This window comes from Rhodanobacter sp. C06 (assembly GCF_002001105.1).
Classification (GTDB): domain Bacteria; phylum Pseudomonadota; class Gammaproteobacteria; order Xanthomonadales; family Rhodanobacteraceae; genus Rhodanobacter_A.
Map to the genome: position 1 here is coordinate 23,447 of NZ_MUNP01000030.1, position 20,850 is coordinate 44,296.

16 protein-coding genes are annotated in these 20,850 nt (G+C 63.1%); 11 read left to right on the forward strand and 5 right to left on the reverse strand.

Features of this window, described 5'->3' with window-relative positions; all coding sequences use genetic code 11:
- The first annotated feature begins 75 nt into the window (after positions 1–75).
- From B0E52_RS03030 to B0E52_RS03060, 7 genes are read left to right on the forward strand one after another with little or no spacing between them, the layout of a single operon-like run.
- A complete protein-coding gene (locus B0E52_RS03030) occupies positions 76–2,964 on the forward strand; it encodes a hypothetical protein (protein WP_077481642.1) in 2,889 nt (962 codons plus the stop codon).
- The gene (locus B0E52_RS03035; RefSeq protein ID WP_077481644.1) at positions 2,961–3,344 is read left to right on the forward strand and encodes a GtrA family protein; all 384 of its coding nucleotides are present in this window, start codon (positions 2,961–2,963) and stop codon (positions 3,342–3,344) included. Before B0E52_RS03030 ends, B0E52_RS03035 begins: the two co-directional genes overlap by 4 nt.
- A complete protein-coding gene (locus tag B0E52_RS03040; protein WP_077481646.1) occupies positions 3,341–4,351 on the forward strand; it encodes a glycosyltransferase family 2 protein in 1,011 nt (336 codons plus the stop codon). Before B0E52_RS03035 ends, B0E52_RS03040 begins: the two co-directional genes overlap by 4 nt.
- A 38-nt stretch (positions 4,352–4,389) precedes the next feature.
- Positions 4,390–5,244, forward strand: coding sequence for a GNAT family N-acetyltransferase (locus B0E52_RS03045; protein WP_077481648.1), 855 nt, complete (start codon positions 4,390–4,392; stop codon positions 5,242–5,244).
- Positions 5,234–6,055, forward strand: a complete 822-nt coding sequence (locus B0E52_RS03050) for a PIG-L family deacetylase (protein ID WP_077481650.1) — start codon at positions 5,234–5,236, stop codon at positions 6,053–6,055. The genes B0E52_RS03045 and B0E52_RS03050 overlap by 11 nt, the downstream gene beginning before the upstream one ends.
- 55 nt (positions 6,056–6,110) lie before the next feature.
- A complete protein-coding gene (wecB, locus tag B0E52_RS03055; protein ID WP_077481652.1) occupies positions 6,111–7,235 on the forward strand; it encodes a UDP-N-acetylglucosamine 2-epimerase (non-hydrolyzing) in 1,125 nt (374 codons plus the stop codon).
- A gap of 60 nt (positions 7,236–7,295) precedes the next feature.
- Positions 7,296–8,606: a glycosyltransferase gene (locus B0E52_RS03060; RefSeq protein WP_077481654.1), complete on the forward strand. Its 1,311-nt coding sequence runs from the start codon at positions 7,296–7,298 to the stop codon at positions 8,604–8,606.
- Positions 8,607–8,647: 41 nt separating this feature from the next.
- Here B0E52_RS03060 and B0E52_RS03065 read toward each other — a convergent pair whose 3' ends face one another.
- The 3 genes from B0E52_RS03065 to B0E52_RS03075 are packed head-to-tail and all read right to left on the reverse strand — an operon-like array spanning position 8,648 to position 11,418.
- Positions 8,648–9,025, reverse strand: a complete 378-nt coding sequence (locus B0E52_RS03065) for a hypothetical protein (protein ID WP_077481656.1) — start codon at positions 9,023–9,025, stop codon at positions 8,648–8,650.
- A 23-nt stretch (positions 9,026–9,048) separates the two neighbouring features.
- Positions 9,049–10,773 carry an LTA synthase family protein gene (locus tag B0E52_RS03070; protein ID WP_254426686.1) on the reverse strand — a complete coding sequence of 575 codons (1,725 nt, stop codon included), beginning with the start codon at positions 10,771–10,773 and terminating at the stop codon, positions 9,049–9,051.
- A 33-nt stretch (positions 10,774–10,806) separates the two neighbouring features.
- The gene (locus B0E52_RS03075) at positions 10,807–11,418 is read right to left on the reverse strand and encodes a methyltransferase domain-containing protein (protein ID WP_139351564.1); all 612 of its coding nucleotides are present in this window, start codon (positions 11,416–11,418) and stop codon (positions 10,807–10,809) included.
- An 83-nt stretch (positions 11,419–11,501) separates the two neighbouring features.
- Here B0E52_RS03075 and B0E52_RS03080 point away from each other — a divergent pair, with 83 nt between their 5' ends.
- The 4 genes from B0E52_RS03080 to B0E52_RS03095 all read left to right on the forward strand — a co-directional run bounded on the left by B0E52_RS03080 (position 11,502) and on the right by B0E52_RS03095 (position 18,664).
- The gene (locus tag B0E52_RS03080; RefSeq protein ID WP_077481660.1) at positions 11,502–13,760 is read left to right on the forward strand and encodes a sulfatase-like hydrolase/transferase; all 2,259 of its coding nucleotides are present in this window, start codon (positions 11,502–11,504) and stop codon (positions 13,758–13,760) included.
- Between the two features lie 51 nt (positions 13,761–13,811).
- Positions 13,812–15,422, forward strand: a complete 1,611-nt coding sequence (locus B0E52_RS03085; RefSeq protein ID WP_139351565.1) for a class I SAM-dependent methyltransferase — start codon at positions 13,812–13,814, stop codon at positions 15,420–15,422.
- A 127-nt stretch (positions 15,423–15,549) separates the two neighbouring features.
- Complete coding sequence (locus B0E52_RS03090; protein ID WP_139351566.1) at positions 15,550–17,022, forward strand: hypothetical protein; 1,473 nt, start codon at positions 15,550–15,552, stop codon at positions 17,020–17,022.
- A complete protein-coding gene (locus B0E52_RS03095) occupies positions 17,000–18,664 on the forward strand; it encodes a hypothetical protein (protein ID WP_139351567.1) in 1,665 nt (554 codons plus the stop codon). The genes B0E52_RS03090 and B0E52_RS03095 overlap by 23 nt, the downstream gene beginning before the upstream one ends.
- A gap of 18 nt (positions 18,665–18,682) precedes the next feature.
- Here B0E52_RS03095 and B0E52_RS03100 read toward each other — a convergent pair whose 3' ends face one another.
- Positions 18,683–19,591: a lysylphosphatidylglycerol synthase transmembrane domain-containing protein gene (locus B0E52_RS03100; protein WP_168174116.1), complete on the reverse strand. Its 909-nt coding sequence runs from the start codon at positions 19,589–19,591 to the stop codon at positions 18,683–18,685.
- 94 nt (positions 19,592–19,685) lie between these two features.
- On the reverse strand, positions 19,686–20,819 hold the full coding sequence (rffA, locus tag B0E52_RS03105) for a dTDP-4-amino-4,6-dideoxygalactose transaminase (RefSeq protein WP_077481670.1): 1,134 nt from the start codon (positions 20,817–20,819) through the stop codon (positions 19,686–19,688).
- Positions 20,820–20,850 lie beyond the last annotated feature (31 nt).

A 20,850-nucleotide genomic window follows, 5' to 3' on the forward strand; every position in this document is an offset into this window, starting at 1 on the left:
GGGCAGATTGGAAAGTCAATGGTTGGATTCTGGTGCCCGGCATGATCTGCCGGGCAAAGCGCATGGGGTAGCCGAATGATCGGTTTTGCGAAGATGCAGGAAACTCACCTGCGCGTGATGTCGTGGTCCCTGCTCTGGCTCGGTTGTGCTTTGGTAGTAGTGGGCTTCGTGACCAACAGCATGTGGAACAACGTGCCGTGGGCCGAAGCCGTCTTGCTGGGCGGACTGGGCTTGGCGGCCGCCTTGATAGCATGGGCCTTGAAGCGCCTGACGGGTGCAGCGTTGGCCACGTCGACCGCACTGGTGTGGCTGCTGGCGCTGGTCTACTACGCCGGGTTTGCTTCCTTCGCTGCCGTGGCTCTGCTCGCGGTGGCGAGCTTGGCGCTGGGCAGCCTGTTCATTCCGGCGGACTGGCCGGCACGAGGCACGCTGTCGATCCTTGCGGGACTGGCGCTGATCAGCGGGGTGGTGGGTTGGCTGTTGCCTTTTCCGGTGCATGGACGCGCGGCGTACTGCATCGTGTTGCTGGCCATGATCCTTGTGCGCTGGCGCGTCATTGGCGAGGTGCTGAGACCGATGCCGCAGGCATGGCGCGCGGCGGTTGCCGCGGCTCCCGTCGGCATGTGGCTGGCGGTGATGGGCACGGGCATCGCCACGACCTGCGCGTGGATGCCCACCGTGCACTTCGACGACCTGGCCGGACATCTGGCGCTGCCTTCGCAACTCGTCAGTCTCGGCTACTACAAAATGGACGCGGCCTCTCAGGTATGGGCCGTGACTGCTTGGGCGTCAGATGTCCTGCAAGGGGTGGCTTGGTTGGTGGCGGGGCGCGAGTCACGCGGCATGCTGGACGCGTTCTGGTTGCTGCTTGGCTTGGCGCTAATGTGGCGCCTGTGTGAGGCGCTCGATTTGCCGCCGTGGTTGCGCTGTCTGGCCGTGGCACTGTATGCCAGCCTGCCGCTGACAGTGGGTGCGATGACGGGTATGCAGACCGAGGGGCCGACCACCGCGTTGGTCGCAGGCATCGCGTTGCTGATCCAGCGCTCGTCGAAGCCTGATCGACGCCAGTTGCTGGCGTTTGCCGTGCTGTTCGGCCTGTTGCTGGCGATGAAGGTCAGCAATCTCATGATTGCCGGTCCGTTGGGGCTGTGGCTGCTTTGCCGCTGGCGCGCGCGCCTGCCATGGTCGACGTTGCCGGTCGCGCTGTTGTTGCTGCTGCTGGTCGCGGGTTCGAGCTACACCTACGGCTGGCTGCTGACGGGCAACCCGGTGCTGCCGGTATTCAACGCCATATTCCGCTCGCCTTATTACACGCCGACCAATTTCCATGATGATCACTGGGATGCGGGCTTCCACTGGAACATCGTGTGGAATCTCGTGTTCCACACCTCGCGTTACGTCGAGGGTGGCGACGGCACGGCCGGTTTCGTGCTCATTGCACTGGGCGGCAGTCTGCTGGTGGCGCTGTTCCATCGGCGCTCGCGCCCACTTGCCCTGGTGGCGCTCGGGTCTTTTCTGTTGCCGCTCTCCCAGATCCAGTACCTGCGCTATGCGCACCAGGCACTGGTGCTGATGATTCCCGCGATGCTTTGCGGCATGTCGGTATTGGTGCAAGACGCGCAGCGACGGCGCTGGGTCGCAGGCGTTCTTGGCGCATTGATCCTGACCAACCTGGTTTTCGTGCCGACCGCAGATTGGCAGCTCAGGCATGGCGAGCTTGGTCAATTCCTGACTCAGTCAAGGCGCGAATTCATGGAGCACTATGCACCCATTGAACGCGTGATCGAGCTCGTCGACAACCGCTACGGGGCGACGGCGCGGGTATTGATCACCTCTGACACGATGCCTTTCGCGGCCGGTTTCGCTGGACGGGCTTACGTTGTCGGATGGTACGACCAGGAGCTAGGTGGCAAGGCGGCGCGAGCCAACCAAGATGCTACAGGGAATACATGGACGCGGTTGCTGAACGAGATCGGAGTAAATCTCTTGGTGCTGAAATCAGGACAGGTGTCGACTGCGCTTGCCTCGGCGTTGGCAACTGCGCATGGTCGCTTGGTGCTCCAGGAGGGGGATCTTCAACTCTGGGAGATCGGGCGAGCCGTCACTGGCTTTCTCCAGCCCGGGCCACCCGATACGGTGAGTGTGAAGTTCGACGTATCCACGCTACCTGATGGCCCGACGCTCGCGAAGACAGAGTTGGTGCTGGATTGCCAGCCGCAAGCGGCGCCGATAGCTTTGTCGTGGAGCATGACGCGGCAGGGCGCTGAACCATGGTCGTACTACCGCTGGGCAAACTGCCTCCCCGATGGCGTCGCGCGAGTCGCCACCGATTTCGCCGTTCCGCAAGCGATTGATGGTCTTGCGATCTCCGCCCGCTCGGCGACGTCGACTCCGATGAAACTGAGCCTGGCTTCCGCCGGGCTGGATGCACGTCCGGATTTCGGGGCACATCGCGATCTGGCGCGTCGAATGCGGCAAGATCTAGCGTCCAATTTGGCGCGCTGGGTCGATCCGAGAACCGCGAAATCGGTTCAGCATGCCGGGTTCACGTTGAGGCCGCCTGCACACGGCGTGGCCGTAGGCTTCGACACGAAAAAGTCGCCATCCCGTGCCGGTTTCGTCCAGGCCACGCTGGAACTGGGTTGCCGTTATGCGCCTACTCCGATCGTGGTGGGCTGGAAAACCGTCGAGGAAGGCGGGGTGCCGGAGCTGCACTACGCATGGGCGCAATGCGGCCGCAATGGCGTGGCGCATGCATCCTTCGACACCAAGGTCAAGCGCCGCCTGACTTCGTTCACGGTGACCGCCGTGCCAGCGCAAGGCGCGGACATGGATCTGCGACTGGTGGGCGCCGATTCAAGCTATGTCACCAACAAGGGTTTTCGAGGCGTCGTCAATCGCAAACGCATCAAGTTCGCTCAATGGCTGATGCCCGCGCCCGGGATGGTGAGGGTCGAACCATGAGCATCGCGCGCCAAGGGATCAGCTTCCTGCTCGTGGGGGCATGCTTGGTCGCTGCCGACTGGGCGGTGTTCGTGATGTTGACGGCGCTGGGCGTTGGGCCACCAGAAGCCAATGTTGCGGGGCGCATCGCAGGCGCCTTACTGGGGTTTTGGGCAAATGGAAGAATAACGTTCGGAGCCGACAGATCCTCCAAGCTTGGGCGCAGACATTTCGCCAAGTTCGCCGCTTCATGGTTGGTGGTAACTTTGCTGAGCACTTATTTTGTGACCATCGTGGCCGATTATCTTGGCCTGAAGATGGCATGGTTGGCCAAGCCCATTGTTGAAGGAGTGTTGGCTATGTTGACTTTCTTCATTTCACGCCATTGGGTGTATCGATGAGCGCGGATGTCGCTATTTCGAATCCACGCATTGCCGTAGTGATCCCATGCTATCGCGTGGCTGCACATGTGCTCCACGTGATCGAGAGAGTTGGCCCCGAGGTGGGTTGGATCATCGCTGTGGACGATGCATGCCCCGAACACAGTGGCGATGTAATTGAGCAGCAATGCCGAGATCCGCGTGTAAAGGTATTGCGGCATGCCGAGAATCAAGGCGTCGGTGGCGCCGTCATGACTGGCTATGCAGCCGCAGTCGATTTGCCGGCGGACGCCGTCGTGAAGCTGGATGGCGATGGTCAGATGGCTCCGGAGTTGATTGCCAGACTCGCGGCGCCATTGCTTGCAGGACGAGCGGACTACGTCAAGGGAAATCGCTTTCACCGAGTGGCTGACGTGACCGGCATGCCGGCGGTGCGCCTGTTTGGCAACGCCATGCTTTCGTTCCTGACCAAGCTTTCTTCGGGGTATTGGCAGCTTTTCGATCCGACCAATGGCTTTACGGCAATCCACCGGCGCGTACTGGCCGAGCTCGACATGGAGCGCATCGCCAAGCGTTACTTCTTCGAATCAGACATGTTGTACAACCTGAATCAGTTGCGGGCCGTGGTGGTGGATATGCCCATGCAAGCCAGCTACGGCGACGAGTCATCAAGTTTGCGGCCGATGCACATGATCGGCCCTTTCATGCGCGGCAACATCAGGAACTTTTGTCGAAGACTGCTGTACAGCTACTTCCTCAGGGGGTTTTCGGCGGCATCGCTGGAATTGGCGTTGGGATTTCCCATGTTTATATTTGGCTTGCTGTTCGGTGTCGGGCATTGGGGGGCTTCCGTAGCCGGCCATGCACCAGCTACCGCTGGAACGGTCATGCTGGCGGCGTTGCCGCTTATTATTGGAACACAATTTCTGTTGTCGTGGCTGAACTTCGATATCGCGTCCGAGCCAAAATATGTAATCCATCTCCATCTCGACGGAATGGGTGGATCGAGACAAGTGGGTAGGGCGTGAAAGTATCGTAGCGTGATATCGGTGATGGGGGTTTGTCCATGTTTGACTTTCAGGAATCACAATGCGATGACGGAGCGCTGCAGCGTTATGCGACGCTTTTCAGAATTTGCTTCCCGAACGCAAGTCATCTGACGCCTGCATATCTGCGATGGCTATATCATGACAACCCTTGTGGTCACGTTGTGGGTATGGACGCATTGGTGGATGGGGTGCTTGCCGCGCATTACGTCTGTATTCCCGCGGTCATCAATTTGCAAGGTGTTGAGGCAAGGGCGCTTCTATCCCTGAATACGGCGACTCATCCCAGCTACCAAGGCAAAGGCTTGTTCACGAAGCTGGCCGAGCTGACTTATGACCTGGGTCGCCGCATGGGGTTTTCATCCGTTTACGGTGTGGCGAATGCAAACAGTACCCCGGGGTTTCTTCGCAAGCTTGGTTTCCAACATGTCGCGTGTCTAGACGCCAGGATTGGTCTGGGACGCCCAGCAAGCATCGACTGGGACAGGGTCGGAAGAGAGGCCGAGTTTTGCAGGCGATGGAACTCCGAGCAGCTGCAATGGCGGATGCGCAATCCGGTCAATCCACTCCGATTTTCGAGGCTCGATGAAGGTAGCTCCGCTTTTTACGCAAAGACGGACAAGCGCGGAGTGATGGTTTGGGGCGAGGCCCCGCTCGCGCTTGATGGAGTTGCCGAAGTTCGGCCAAGCGCATTCTCGCCGAAGTTGTTCCTTGGGCTTTATCCGCATGGGGCCGCCACTCGAAGGCTAAGCATTGATATACCAAGCTGGATGCGCCCGTCACCGCTGAATTTTATTTATCGCTCCCTCCGCGAGGATCATCGAATCGACCCGCGAGCGGTAAGTTTCAATTTCATGGATTTCGATGCATATTGAACCACCGATCGAGGCCCATGGCCTGTTCGTTTTTGCGCACCCGGATGACGAATTCGGGTGCTTTGAATCGATTCGTCTCGAGATTGATGGCGGTCGGCGTGTTGTCTGCTACTACTTGACCGACGGAGGGTATGGAGGACAGCCGGTGGCGCGACGCAAGGAGGAAAGTATCCGGGTTCTATCATTGCTTGGGGTCAATTCCAGGGATATCCATTTCCTGGGTATTGATCTCGAAGTCAAGGATGGGCTGCTGCACGAAAACATGGAGCGCGTGGCTGATGAATTGTCATCGTCCATTCGTCGAATGGGTATCATTGAAAGGCTGTATGTCCCGGCGTGGGAAGGTGGGCATCAGGATCACGACTCTGCACATGTCATTGCACTGGCCGTGTGCAACAGGCTGAACTTGTCTGAAAATGTATGGCAGTTCTCACTTTATCATGGCGCTGGATTGCGGGGTCCGCTCTTTCATGTCATGAAGCCACTTTCGGGTAATGGTGATTGCGTCGTTCAGCGGCTCTCGATCGCGCGCCGATTCAGGTATTTGAAATTATGTCTTTCCTATCCGTCTCAGTGGAAGACATGGTTGGGTCTTTATCCTTTTGTTTTTTGCAGGTTGCTCTTTGGCCGTGGCTATTCGATACAGTGCACGGATTTGCGTCGAGTTCGGCATAGGCCGCATCAGGGTGCGCTTTTGTACGAGCGCCGATGCGCAATGGATTATGGTTTTCTTGGTGAAAGGTTCCGGATGTTTATGGACAATTATGATTCGGGTGCCGGATTGATTGTTGACCAGTCGCGCGAGTCATGACCCTTGATGGGCGGCTGCTGGTTATCCGGTTGGTCGAATGGGTACAATTGTGCATATGAAACACATCCTCTGCATCGTTGGTACGCGCCCCGAAGGCATCAAGATGGCGCCGCTGATCAAGGCGCTGAAGCGCGAGCCGTGGGCGAAGGTGACGGTGCTGGCCACGGCGCAGCATCGCGATCTGCTGGATCAGGTACTGGCCCTGTTCGACATCCGGCCGGACGTGGATCTGGACATCATGCGCGCGAACCAGCAGTTGCCGGAATTGACCGCGCGACTGATCACGGCGCTGGACGAGAAGTTCACGGAGCTGGCGCCGGACGTGGTGCTGGCGCAGGGCGATACCACCACCGTCATGACGGCAGCGCTGGTGGCGTTCTACCGGCGTATTCCGTTTGGCCATGTCGAGGCGGGCTTGCGCACGCACGATCTGGACAACCCGTTCCCGGAGGAAATGAACAGGTTGGTGGCCGGGCATCTGGCGCGTTGGCATTTCGTGCCGACCGGGCGTTCGCGACAGAATCTGCTGCGCGAAGGCATAGATGATGCCGCGATCCACGTGACCGGCAATACGGTGATCGACGCCCTGCTGGAAGTGGCGGCTACCGACTGGCCGCTGGATGTCCCGCTCGATGCCTCGAAGCGCTTGGTGCTGGTGACGGCGCACCGGCGCGAAAACTTCGGCGAGCCGTTCCGGGCGGTGTGCCGGGCCATCCGCACCCTGGTCGAGCGCCATGTCGATATCGAAGTCCTGTATCCCGTTCATCCGAATCCCAACGTGCAGGCGGTGGTGCACGAGCTGCTGGGCGACCATCCGCGCATCCGGTTGTGTGCCCCGCTGGACTACGCGCCGTTCGTCGAGGCACAGAAGCGCGCACATCTGATCCTCACCGACTCCGGTGGCGTGCAGGAGGAGGCGCCTGCGCTGGGCAAGCCGGTGCTGGTGATGCGAATCGAGACCGAGCGTCCCGAGGCCGTGGACGAGGGCGTGGTGCGGCTGGTGGGTACCGACGAGGCGCGCATCGTGCACGAGGCCTCGCGCCTGCTGGATGATCCGCAGGCCTATCGCGAGATGGCGCGTGGCGTGTCGCCCTACGGCGATGGCAAGGCTGCGCAGCGCATTGTCGCGGTGCTGCATGATGCGCTGGTCGGGAACACCGAGGCGGCGGCTGGCCGTTGAGCCTGGTCAAGCATGGGCTTTTCGGGCACGTGAAGGGTGCGCCGGATACCATGGACACCGATGCGCATCTTGCTGATTGCCTACAACTACCCGCCACAGGCTTCGCCGCAGGCGATCCGCTGGTATTACCTGAGTCGCGAACTGGCGCGGCGCGGCGCGGAGGTCCACGTCCTGGCGCCGGACATTCCGGCGCAGGCGGGTGCGGCACTGGATGTACCGGCCGGCGTGACGGTCCATCGGTGTGACGCGGGTGGGCTGGCTGGGTGGTTGGCGCGTGCGCAACGACGCCGTCACCGGAACGGCGTGGCCGAGCCGTGCGTGGATGCCGCCGAGACCGAGCAGGTGAGCGGTACGGTCACGCTGAATTGGAAGGGTCGTTGGCTGCAGCGGCTGCAGCGATGGGTCGGTCTGGTCTGTTTCCCCGACAACCGCGGGCAGTGGCGGCGGCCGGCGCGGGCGGCACTCGATCGCCTGATCGAAACCTTGCGACCGGACATCCTGATCAGTTCGCACGAGCCGGCGGTGACCCTGGAACTGGGGCTGAGTGTGGCTGCGCGGGTGCCGGCATGGCTGGCCGATCTGGGTGATCCCGTGTTGACGTCGTACACGCCACCACGTTGGCGTCGGCGTGCCTGGCGGCTGGAGGAGGCGGTGTGTCGTGCGGCCAGTGTAATTGGCGTAACCACGGACGACACGCGCGAGCTTCTTCGGTTACGTCACGGAGTGGATGCGGCGAAGATCTTCGTGCTCAGCCAGGGTTTCGATGACAGCGTGCCGCGCATGCCGTCCACGGAGGCGTTGGCGCAGGGGCAATTCCTCCATCTCCTCTACAGCGGACGCTTCTATCCATTCCGCGACCCGGTACCGTTGCTGGAGGCGGTCGTCGCACTGGATCGCGTTCACCTGACCGTGATCGCGCCCGAGGTGAAGCCGGAATTGCTGGCCTATGCCGAGCGCAGCGGAGGACGCATCGTGTTTGCGGGCGAGCAGCCGCATGGTCGCGTGCTGGCATGGCAGCGCGAATGCGATGTGCTGGTGAACATCGGCAACGCGCTGCAGGCGCAGGTGCCGGGCAAGCTGTTCGAATACCTGGGCAGCGGCAAGCCGGTCCTGCATTGCCAATCCGCGGACGAGGACCCAGCGGTGATGTTGCTGGCGCAATGGGGTTGCGGCTGGGTCTGCCGCAACGAGCACGCCAGCCTGCAGGCTCTGCTCGCCGGTCTGCTGGCATCGCCAATGCAAATGGTTGATGCCGCTGCGGGTAATGCCGAGGCCATTGCACGCCACGGCTGGTCGCGGCTGGGAGGTGAATTGTTCGAGCGTTGCGGGCGCCTCGTGACGCTGGGCACCACCACCGATGCCGGGCATTGATGGTGGTGGCCGCGTCGCCATGTGCGTCGCTTTCGACGGATCTAGTTGCAGGGCGCTTTGGGTACCTGCACCGTGGCCAGGACATCGTCGTTCTTAGCATCGGTAACGATGATCGTCGTGCCGGGATACATCCAGGCGCCGGTGGTGGCCGAGCCCGTTTCGCCGCCGTGCGTCCACAAGGTGCCCGGGTCGCCGCCGAAGACGCCGGTGCGCTTCGGGGTCGGGTCGTTGTTGATCCACAGCTTCACCCCATCCTTCGGGGCAGCCTGGGTCGCGTCCCAGTGCACCTCGACGACGCTGGGCGCGTTTTTGCTGCCGCAGTCCTTGAGTGCGGCGGGGGTGAAGGTGACGCTGGCGCTGCGGTGATGGCAGCCGGCTAGCGCAGCGACGCAGAATGCGGCGAGAACGAGTTGGCGCATGATGACCCCCTGTCTGATGGTCGTTACTGGAAGACGTGCAACTGCTCGAAGGTCCATGCGTAGTAGGACTTGAGCAGGGGTTTGTCCGGGCAGTCCTCGTACAGTCCCTTGCAGCGCGTTTCCATGCTGCTCAGCGCCGAGAAATAGGGATCCTCGGGCAGGCCGGCGGCCTGCAGCACCATGGCTGGCAGGTAGGCGATGTCGAGCATCGGATAGTCGGGCAGCGCGGGGCCGTCGAAGTTGCTCTTGAGCATGAAGTAGGTGAGGGTGTTCTTGTACGGCTCGAGCGCCGGAGGCAACGTGCGCGGCATGTCGCGGATCAAGCCGCTGAAGGACGGCTGGTGGTCGCCGAAGTGCATGAGCACGGTCGGCTGCGGGCGATGCAGGAAGTCCTGTTCGAGTTGATCCATGCCCTTGTCCGAATCCTGCAGTCGCGACAGGTAGGCGCTCAGGTTCAGTTCCTGGTCGGCGGACAGGTTCGGCAGCAAGCCCTGGTTGAACGGCGCGGGCAGCTCCTTCAACGGCTTGGTGTCGTGCGGGCCGTGCTGCTCCAGCGTCAGGATCATCATGAAGATCGGTTGGCCGGGCTTCTTGTTCTCGTCGTAAACCTTTTTTGCTGCCGCGAACATCTGCGCGTCACTGGTGTGCCAGACCTTCAGGCCGAGATCGCGGGCGTCATAGAACTTGTCGAAGCCGTAGGCCTTGTAGGCATTGCGCGCATTGAGGAAGTTTCCGTCGACTGGATAGACGGCGATCGTCTGGTAACCCAGCCGTTTCAGCAGCAGTGGAAGGCTGTCGCGCAGGCGCGGCGCCAGCACGAATGGCGCGTACATGCCGGCTGGGCCGAAGATGTCCTGTGGCATGCCGCTGAATACGGAGAATTCACTCACCCAGGTGCCGCCACCGAAGGTATGCGTGCGCAGCGGACCGTGGGCGCGGGTGTACTGGTCGGGCTGGAACATCCTCACATGGCATTGCGGGATGGTGCAGCCGGTGAAGTTGGAGGGATCGAACGTGCTCTCCTCCAGTACTTGGACAATGTCTGGGTGCTGACTTGGCGCATCAGCCGGTGCCGAAGTGTCCTTGGCCGTGGCGGCCCAGTTGTGCTCCGCCGCCATTGCGTTGCTCATGGCGGGCAGCTCAGGACTCATGTCATGGATGCTGACGAAGAAGTTGGTGAGATGCGCGTTGTCGGACAGCTTGTTCCACAGTCCGACGTCGTAGATCGGGCTGAACGGCCCGGTCGGTTGCAGGCACCACCACATGGCCAGTGCGCATGCCGCGGTGCCGGCAACGCGCAACCCGGCTTGCAGCCAGCCATGGCGTACGCGGGACAGGAAGCGGATATCGAAGCGCCAGATCAGCCACAGCAGCAGCGGCACGACAAGGCAGACTGCAACCAGCAGGCCAAGCAGATGCGGATACTGCTTCAGCGTTTCGAGCAGGCTGTCACGGACAAAATAGATGAAATCGGCGGGCATCAGCGGCGATTCCAGGTACCGCAACTTCATCACCGAGATGAACTTGAGCCCGAAGAACAGGGTTCCACCAAGCACCAGCGCGAACGAGAGGCGGCCGCAGGCGAAGGCGATCACGCCAACCACGCAGACGGTCAGTGCCAGGATGTAGTTCTGCTCGAGCGGCTGCGGTTCAAGCCAGGCACTGTTCCAGACGCAGAAGAAGAAGTAGCCGATGGCAAGCAACAGGATCAGCGCTTGCAGCGAGCGGCGGTACACGTTTCTATTCACTCGTTGGTCCCTCAAACGAAGCGGGTGACGGGTTCAGGCACGACGGGAGTACACGTACACCCGGGCCGGCGGCAGGTTGCGCCAGGCCAGGCCAACACGACGGCACTCCAGGCCCAGTTGCTGACGCACGCCGTCGTCCAGCGGATGGTTGGGGCCATAGGTGTATTGGATGAAGACGCCTTGCGGATGCAGCACCTGGAAAGCCGCTGTCAGGATGTCGTGCTGCAGGTCGTGCGGCATGGTCAGCAGCCCCAGGCTGCTGCAGACCACATCAACCTGCCCGGGGGCGAAAGTACGGGTAGCGTGCACCAGCGTGTGGAGGTGACGGGCGTCGCCGCAGGCCACGTGAGTGTCGGGAAAGCGCCGCTGCAACAGGCGATGCAGCACGGGATTCATCTCGACGGCCAGCAAGGCCTGCGGCTGGATGCCGTGGCGCAGCAGGGCATCCGTGATCGCACCGGTGCCCGCCCCCAGTTCCACCACGCGCTGCGAGCCAGGCGGCATCGCAGTTGCCATCAGACGTGCCAATTGGCGTCCCGAGGGGGTAACCGAGGCCATGCTGCGCGGATTGCGCAGCCATTGGCCGAAAAAGGTCAACCATTTCAGTCTCAGCGCGTTCGGAGAATCCGAGGCGCCGGAGCTCACTTGTTCACCATAATGGGTAGCCTCGCTCCCTGCAGTCACAACCGACCCGGGCCGGGGCCCGTCAAACCAAACGCGGATGATACATGACGGAGCTATTGCAATTTTGGGTCAACAAATTGCGCCTCAAGAAATTGCGTGCCGGTTTGTTGAAATGGAGCCCGGCCTGGACGGTGCTGGCGGCCATTCTGCTTCCCACGCTGCTGGATCCCGACCTCGGTTTTCGCAGCCCGCTGGCCGCGCAGGCGGTGAATGCATCCTTGCCCTTTGCCATGCTGTTGCTGGCATGGGGGCTCAGTGGCAGGGCATGGGTGGCACTGGGTTGCGAGGTGGCGTTGCTGGGGGCGTTGCGCTATGCGGACCAGGTAAAACTGACCTATCTCAATACCGGGCTGGTTTACGCGGATTTCGCCGCCGTTCCAGGTTTGTTGCGCGAACCTCGCCTGATTCTCGGTTTCATCCGGCCGACCGCCAAGGAAGTGGTCGCCATCGTCATTGCGCTGCTGCTGGCGGGTATCGCCGCGTGGTGGTTCCGGCGGCGACGTCCCGCCAGTCCCTGGCTTCGTGGCGGTTGTCTCGTGCTGGTTGCCGCGCTGCTGGCGGCCATGGTTTGCGTGCGCATTCCGGACAGCGTTCCGAACCTGGGCTGGAGCGTCTGGACCCAGCGGATCGGAGCAAAAAGCGTGGGCGTGGCCGGCAACATCGTGCTGGGCCGGATGGCCTCGCACAATGCGGTGCGTGCCGCCGATCCTGCGGCTGAGCGCGCATTCTGGGGCGAGCCGCTGGTGCGCCAGGCGCTGCAAAAGACGGTTGTCGGCGGCAATGGCCGGCAGCCGGACATCGTGATCGTGCAGAGCGAATCGCTGTTCGAACCATCCATGTTGCGCGGTTTCGCCGATACGCCGGTATTGAGCCGGATCGCCGGAGAGAAACCGGGTGTGCCCGGCAATCTGCGCGTGCCGGTGTTCGGCGGCCGTACCTTGCAGACCGAGTTCGAGGTGCTGACCGGCACACCGATCGCGTTTTACCCGGGTTCGATGTTCGCCTACTTCGAGTTGATGGGTTGGCACTCGATCGATGCCCTGCCGCGTGTGCTGGCGGATCAGGGCTACGCCACGGTGCTGGTGCATCCGAATGATCGCGGTTTCTGGAACCGGGGCACGGTGATGCCCGAGATGGGTTTCTCCACGTTCCAGGACGTTGGCAGTTTCCTCTATCCTCGCGACTACTCGGACCGCAGCTACGTCAGCGACATGGCGATGACGCGTGCGGTGCTGTCCGAGCTCGATGCGTCGAACCGCCCCACCTTCGTTACCGCGATCAGCATCGAGAACCACGGGCCGTGGGGACAGTATCCGCCGAAGGACGACAGCGACTTGGGTTTGCCGCCCGGCCTGCATGGTGAGGCGCGCGAGGAGCTGGCGGAATACGTGGAGCATGCGATTGCGGCAGATCGCGCCTACGGCCATCTGCTCGACGCGCTGCGGCGACGTGGCCGCCCCACCATCGTGCTGATCTATGGCGACCATCTGCCTGCGTTGGCGGGTGCCTACCGGCAGCTGGGCTTCAAGGACGGCCGGCCGGCCGATGAGCACGACCCGCCGTACCGGATCTGGGCGAACTTCCCGATTCCCGAACCGCCGCCCGTTACCTCGGCGTATCTGCTGCAGGGGTGGCTGCTGCATGCGGCGGGCCTGCCGCTGGATGGGCACGCATTGGCCAACTATCTCGCCGGAACGATCGCGGCTGATGCCTCCGTGCCGGCTGCCGATCGGCAGCGCGTACTGGACGAGTACGCGAACATCGCCGCCGCCAACGTGGCGACGCCGGTGCGTCCACGCGGAGTCAATGCGGGCACGATCTTCATCGGCCATGACCATCTGGCCAGCGTCGTGCACCGGCTCGCAGCGCCAAACGATCGCAAGGCGGTGGATGTGGCGGATGGCGAGGACTTGCGGATGCAACTCGTGCCCGACCATCAGGCACAGCTCGATTTCGACGTCAATGACGGCGTGGCTTCCATCAGCCTGCGCCCGTACCTGGCTCTGCAGTGCCGGCCTGTGGCCGACGATCCGCCGCATTTCACGGTGACCGGCGATGGCCGGGTGCTTTACCGGACAACGTTGCCGGCGGCGGCACTGCGGCTGGCGACGCTGGATTTGCGTGGCACGCGTCGACTCACGCTTCGTGTCGAAGGAGCGGTTGGTCCCGGTTGCGATGGCGTGCACGTGCGAATCGCGCAATTGCTCTGCTACGCGGCGACTTGCACCACGCCCGGCCCGACCGTGCCGCCGGCCGCTGCCATGCGGCCCTCGCGCACCTTGGCGGCACCGCCAGGCGGTTGAGGCTATGCTTCGAGATCGAGATGACCTGGGCCGTCGCGACGAGGAGGGTGCTTGATCGAGTCATTCCGGCAACAAGAGTCCGAGGCAAGCAGCGGTGCGTGCGATTCGCCGCCGAGGCAGGCAGGCGCTACCTCATTCGTGCTGGACGAAGGATGCGCGGCGCAACTGGTGGAGCGAACCACGCTGGAGGCGCGGTGGGCCGAGTTTTCTCATGCGCCGCAGCGCGAGCGGGGTCTGGTACTGCTGGTCGGTGAGCGGCTGGAACTTCCGGCGCTGCGCTGTCCGCCTGAGCCGGTATTGTGGTTGCGCTGCATGCGCGGACTTCCCCGGATCAGCGACGACGGATTGGATGTGGAAGTCTGGGGGAGTCCTCCGGGCGATGCGCCGGCACGGCTGCTGTTGTCGCTGCGTTTGGAGAATGCGCAGCCGCAAGCCGGCATGCGCGAAGTGTTGCTGGATTTGCCGCTGGCGGTCGATGAGGTCTGGAAGCTGGAACTGCGATGCGAGCCGGGGCCGCAGGGCCAAGGCGACGCGGATTGGCTGGCTCTGATCGGGCTGGTGGTCTGTGCGGGGGAGGAATTGCCCTTGCTGCGCGCACGCTCGCATCATGCCTGGAGGCTCGCGAATGAAATCGAGCATTTCAGTCACGTCTACTCGAATGCGTTCTACCGCGACCGTCACGTGGATCGTCGTGGCGAAGGCGGTGCGGCCATGGGTCCGGTGCGCTCCCTCCCTGTCAGTGCATCGCTCGACGATGCCGGGGAGCGGGTGCGTGCGGCGTTGCTGGCCCGCCTGCAAGATGTCCCGCCGCGAGCCGGTGAGAATGCATATGGCTATGCCACGCGCATGCTCGGCAAGCTGATTCCGGAGCGGGCGCCGGATTTCGTCGGACGCTTGCGACAAATGTTCGCGAGCCGGGACGGCCAACCGCTGCGCATGCTGGCCTTGTGCGCGGGCGAAGCTGCCGTCGAAGGGCAGGTACTGGCGCAAGCCGACGTGCCGGTCGAGTTGTGCATCGTCGATGTCAATGCCGGTTTGCTGGAGCAGGCGGCTTTGCGCATGCCGCCAAGTGTCACGGTGGATCGCGTGCTGGGTGACGCCAATGACATCGGCCTGCAGCTCGGTCGGTTCGATGTCATCTGCATCACCTCCGGCCTGCACCATCTGGTCGAATTGGAACGGGTGCTAGGCGCGATCGCGAAGATGCTGCGGCCGGGGGGTGAGTTCTGGTTGATCGGCGAGCAGGTTGGTCGCAATGGCAACCGGCTATGGCCCGAGGCTTCTGACATGGCGAATCGGGTCTTTGCAGCTTGGCCCGAGGCCAAACGGCTGAATCACAACACCGGGATGGTGGACAAGCTGCTGCCGGACGTCGATTGTTCGGCCTCCAGCTTCGAGGGTATTCGCAGCCAGGACATTCTCGGCCAGGTCGATCGTCACTTTCTGCCCGTGGCGCGCTATTTGCGTAACGCTTTCCTGTGGCGATTGGTGGATGTAGCCTACGCCGCCAACTTCGATCTGGCTGCGGCCGCCGATCGGGAATTGCTGATGGACGCCGTGGTGGAAGAAGCCATGCATTGGGCATGCGGCGGTCGCGGTACCGAGTTGCATGCGGTCTATCGTAGCAAATGGGCCGACATGGGCGGATTGGCTCTCGCCTGACAAGTGAACCCCGCTTCGCGAGAATTGCGGGTCAACGTGGATCGACCAGTGGGGAACTGTCGGGATGTGGAAAAGATGGCACGCTCGTGCAGGACACGCGAGCAGCATTTCGCACCGAGTGGTCTGGGTGCGCCCACTGGCATGGGCGGTGGCGTTGGCTGCATGGATTGACGCCCTGTATTTCGTTTTGCGCAGTGCAAACCCGGTCATCCGGTCGGACGACTGGTATTACTTGGATGTCTTCGTGCGCAAGGCGGTGGCAGGCCAACTCGGCCTCGTCGACTTCTTCGCCAGACGCTACGACGCCGACCATGCGCAGCCGTTGAACAAACTGGTGATGTTGCTGGAGTGGCGCTGGTTTGATCTCGATTTTGCCGTGGGTGCGGTGATCGGCGTGATGGCCGCTGCCGTGTGCGCGATGATCCTGCACCGGGTCTTGCTGCCGTCGCAGCGCGACCCGCGGGGTGATGCGCGTCGTTATCTGGCCTGGTCCGTCATCTGCGCGTTGCTGTTCTCGCTCAACGCCAGCGGCATCTGGACATGGCCGCTGGTGGCGCTCGGCTACCTAGCCGTCGTGCCGATCCTGTTGTTTCTGCTGGCGACGTGGCAGGCGTGGCAGCACCAGCGCTATCTGCTGCTGACGCTGGCGACCCTGCTGCTCGGCGTGGTGGCGGACGACAGCGCCATGATCACCGTGGTTGCCACGCTGGCGGCCCTGTTGCTGCTCGCGTTCCGTGATCCGTCACCGTCGCGCGCCGTCCCGTGGAAGACGGTGCTGGTGATCCTCGCCTGCACGGTGCTGGTGCGGATCGGCTACACCCTCGTTCCCGTGCTGGACAGCACGCCCAGCCCGTCGCTGTCCACCCATCTGGCCGTGCTGCACGGACAGTTGCAAGCCGGCGGGGCGTGGCAATGGCTCAGCATTCCACTGGCATCGTCGGTGGCGCACGACAACCCCTTTCACGGTTTGTCGGCGACGACGTGGAACACGCTGCAGATGATCGTGGTCGCGGGTCTGCTCGCCGCGCATGCGATGTTCTGGTGGCGCGCCCTGCGTGGCGGATACAACAAGCCGGTGTTTGTCGCCGTGTGCCTGATGCTGCTTTCGTATGGCTGGCTGGCGGGCATCATCGTCATGCGCGTGTCGTATTTCGGCAGTGGTTACCTTGCCCAGGATCGCTATGTCGAGTTCTACCAGTTCAACCTGATGGCGCTGTTGCTGATGTGGGCGAGTGCGTCGCCGCCCGCCTGTCCGAGTACACCGTGGCGGCACTGGCTCACGGGGCACGTTCCCGCGGCGGCCTGCGTGCTGTTGCTGCTGCTGCAGATTCCGCTGGCGCAGGCTGCCTGGCAGCAGCGGCGCTACAGCCTTCCCTACTATGGCCAGATGGCGACCCAGATCGAGCAGATGTCGGCTGACCCGACACGGACGCAAGGCTGCCTGCCGCTGCTGGTGGTTTGCCAGTGGCCGCTCGAGCGCCGGCGCGCGGCGCTGGACCTGCTGCGCGACCAGCGCCTGAACGTGTTTTCGTCACGCGTACAAGCACGGCACCGGTTCCTGCCACGCTGGCCTGCCGATGCCGAAGGACACGCGCCATGACGCGGCAGGTACGCCGCGGCCGGTTCGGGGTTTCGGCATGATGGCGCCGTCCATGCAATCTCCCGATGCCATGTCGCAGCGGCTCGATCATCGGATCGTCTGCGCGGCCCTGTTGTTGGCCGTTGCCGCTTCCCTGGCGAGATTTCTGCTGGAAGCGCATCTCGGCTTCAATCTGTGGGACGAGGGTTATCTCTGGTACGGCGTGCAGCGCGTGCTGCATGGCGAAGTGCCGATTCGAGATTTCATGTCCTATGACCTGGGTCGCTATTACTGGGCCGCGGGTGTGCTGTGGTTGTTCGATGTGCACGGTATCGTCGCCGTGCGTGCGGCGACGGAGTTGTTCTCCACGCTGGGTGTCGTTGCGGCCGCCTGGCTCGTGCTGCGCGGATCAAATGGCAACGGACTGATGCGCCTGGGTCTGTGCGCCGTGGCAGTGGTGTTGTGCCTGCTGTGGATGGTGCCGTGGTGGAAGGGGTACGACGCGGCCATCTCGATCATCCTGGTCGCCAGCCTGGCGCGGGTACTGACTAGTCCATCGCCCGTACGCTTCCTGGTACATGGTGTGGTGATTGGCGTTGCCGCGGTGTTCGGAAAAAATCACGGATTCTACGGTGTGGTTGCATGTCTGCTTGCCACGCCTGCGTTGATGCTGCGCGTTGCCCCGCCTGCATGGCGTCGCTGCATTCCGGCGTGGCTGGCGGGGGTGACCGTCGGCTTCTCCCCGATCCTGCTGGGGCTGGTGCTGGATCACCAGTTCGCGGTCATGTTCTGGGAGAGCATCCGTTTCCTCCTGTTCGAGTACCACGGGACCAACCTTCCGTTGCCGGTGCCATGGCCGTGGACAGTGCATGGCGATGGCGCGTTGACGCAGGCACTGCTCGCGCGATGGGTGACGGGGGGCATGTTCCTGCTGCTTCCGCTTTTTTGCGTCATTGGCATGGCGGTCGTCGCGCATCGCTTGCGCCGCCACGGCAGGATTGTGCACCCGGAGTTTGTGGCCTGTGTAGCCACCGCGATTCCCTATCTCAACGTGGCGTTCTCGCGGGCGGACGCCTCTCATCTCGCCCAGGCGATATTTCCGCTACTGATCGGCGTGCTGATTCTCCCCGCGCGTGGCTTGGGCCAGGCGTTGCTTCGCTGGCTGGGATTTCCGTTGCTGGCGTTGGCCTCGTTGCTGGTCGCACTGCCACTGCATCCCTGGTACCAGGCGCGGACGCAGCCCGGTTGGCGCGTCGTCGATGTGCGGGGTGACGCATTGCGCATGAGTGACGCCGCGGCGGTCCCGGTCGAAGCCGTCGAGAGCCTGGCACATCGCTACGTCCCGAGTGGTGGCACGCTGCTCGCGGCGCCGGTCTGGCCGGGAGCGTACGCGCTGCTGGGAATCAGGTCGCCGGTATGGGAAATCTATCCGCTGTTTCCGCGCAGCGACAGTTTCCAGAGACAGGAAATCGGTCGGCTGCAACAGGCCCGTCCGTCGCTGGTACTCGTCTATGACATCGGGGTCGATGGGCGCGAAGACCTGCGTTATGCGCACACCCATCCGGTCATCTGGAGCTATGTGCAAACGAACTACAGGCAGCTCGAATCACCTCGCGAGTTACCCGAGCTGCGGGTCTATATCCCGAAACTCTCGACGGAGTAGGGCACGTCGTTCCTGCGCCTACTTTTGTTCGTTGCGTGGATGCCGCAGCAGGAGCAGCAGGCAGGCGAGCCCCGCCAGTGCGGTCAAGGGCGTGAGCAGACGCAGCGCAATTGCGACGGCTTCTGCATCGGCGACGGAAGCCCCCAGCCAGAGCATGATGCCGCGGCTGCCGAGCTCCGACACGCCCAGGCCGCCGGGCGTCATGCTGGCGACCACGGCCAGCATGACGCCGCCCAGCAGCAGGCAGACCTCGCTGAAATCCACGCGCACGTTGATGGCCAGTATGGCGAGCCACCATAGGCCGGCATAGAGCAGCCAGATGATCACCGTCAGCAGGCTGGCGCGAACGATCCGCTTGCGGTGCCGCAACACTTCCGCGTACGGCTGCAGCCGCACTGGCAGATGGTGCAGATAAATGGCCAGAACGCTGAGCAGCAGCGCCGCCAGCAGCGGCAAAAGCAGTGCCAACGGAGCCAGCCATGCCAACCCGAAGTGCCAGGCGACGCCGCACAGGCCCATGCCAAGCACACCGCCGAGGTCGAGTACCCGTTCGACGAAGAAGGCGGAGACGCCCAGTCGCCAGGCACTGGCATGATGGTCTGGAATCAAACGAATCTTGATGACCTCACCCAGCTGGAACGGGGTGAGCGAGGCCAGCCCCGAGGCGGCGCCGTTGGCGCACAGCGACTGCCAGAAGCGGTGACGATCGGGTTCGATCCCCAGCACGAGCAGCCAGCGCAAGCCGCGCACCGAGAAGGTCGCGAGCAGCAGGGGCAGTGCGCCTGCCAGCAGCAGGCCTGGATGCAGGTGCACCAGCGCGTGCGCCACCATATGCCAGTCGAACAACCGGATGGTTGCCACCACGCAGGTGACGGCGATCAGCAGCACCAGCAGATGACGCCAGCGGCGGCGGATCAGCGCACGCATGGATGGCCATTGCGGCGGCCGGCGAGGCGCGACCATGCCCGTCGATGATCGGCGATGGCAGGTGCCTGTGGATGGGGCTGGGCGTACATGCGTCTCAAGCCTGTTCCAGCACGCACTGCGCCGCTTGCATGACGTGCTCCTGCTGGCTTTCGAGCCCGATCCACAGCGGCAGGCGTACCAGGCCGTCGCTGGCGGCATCGGTATGCGCCAACGTTCCGGACATGCGCCCGTAGCGCTGGCCGGCGGGCGAGCTGTGCAGCGGGATGTAGTGGAAGACCGTGCCGATACCGGCGGCCTTCATTGCCTCGATGAAATGCGTGCGCGCTTCCAGCCCGTGCAGCAGCAGAAAATACATGTGCGCGTTGTGCGCGCATTCCGCGGGGATGACCGGACGGCGCAGCCGGCCGGCCGATTCCAGCGGAGCCGCCCATGCATGGTAACGGTCCCAGATCGCCAGTCGCCGGCTGGTGATGTGGTCGGCTTCCTCCAGCTGGGCGGCCAGGAAGGCTGCGACCAATTCGCTGGGCAGGTAGGACGAGCCGAGGTCGACCCAGGTGTACTTGTCGACCTGGCCGCGGAAAAATCGGGTGCGGTTGGTGCCCTTTTCGCGGATGACCTCCGCGCGCTCGACCAGGGCCGGGTCGTTGATCAGCAGCGCACCGCCCTCGCCCGAGATCACGTTCTTGGTTTCGTGGAAACTCAACGCCGCCAGGTCACCGATGCTGCCGAGCGGGCGCCCCTTGTACAGCGACAGCATCGCTTGAGCGGCGTCCTCGACCACGCGCAGCCTGTGGCGCGCCGCGATCGCCATGATGGTGTCCATCTCGCAGGCGACGCCGGCGTAATGCACCACGCAGATGGCGCGTGTGCGCGGGGTGATCGCCTGTTCGATCAGTGCCTCGTCGATATTCAACGTATCGGGACGGATGTCCACGAACACCGGCACCGCGCCCCGCAGCACGAAGGCATTGGCCGTCGAGACGAAGGTGAACGAAGGCATGATCACTTCGTCGCCAGGCTGCAGGTCGAGCAGGATGGCCGCCATCTCCAGGGCCGCCGTGCAGGAATGGGTGAGCAGCGCCTTGCGTGTCCCGGTGCGACGTTCCAGCCACGCGTGGCAGGCGCGTGTGAACGAGCCATCGCCGGACAGCTGGCCCATGGCGTGCGCCTGGGCGATGTTGTCGAGCTCGCGGCCGACCAGATAGGGGCGGTTGAATGGAATGGTCATGCGGACGCTCGGCGGATGGACGCGTGCTTGG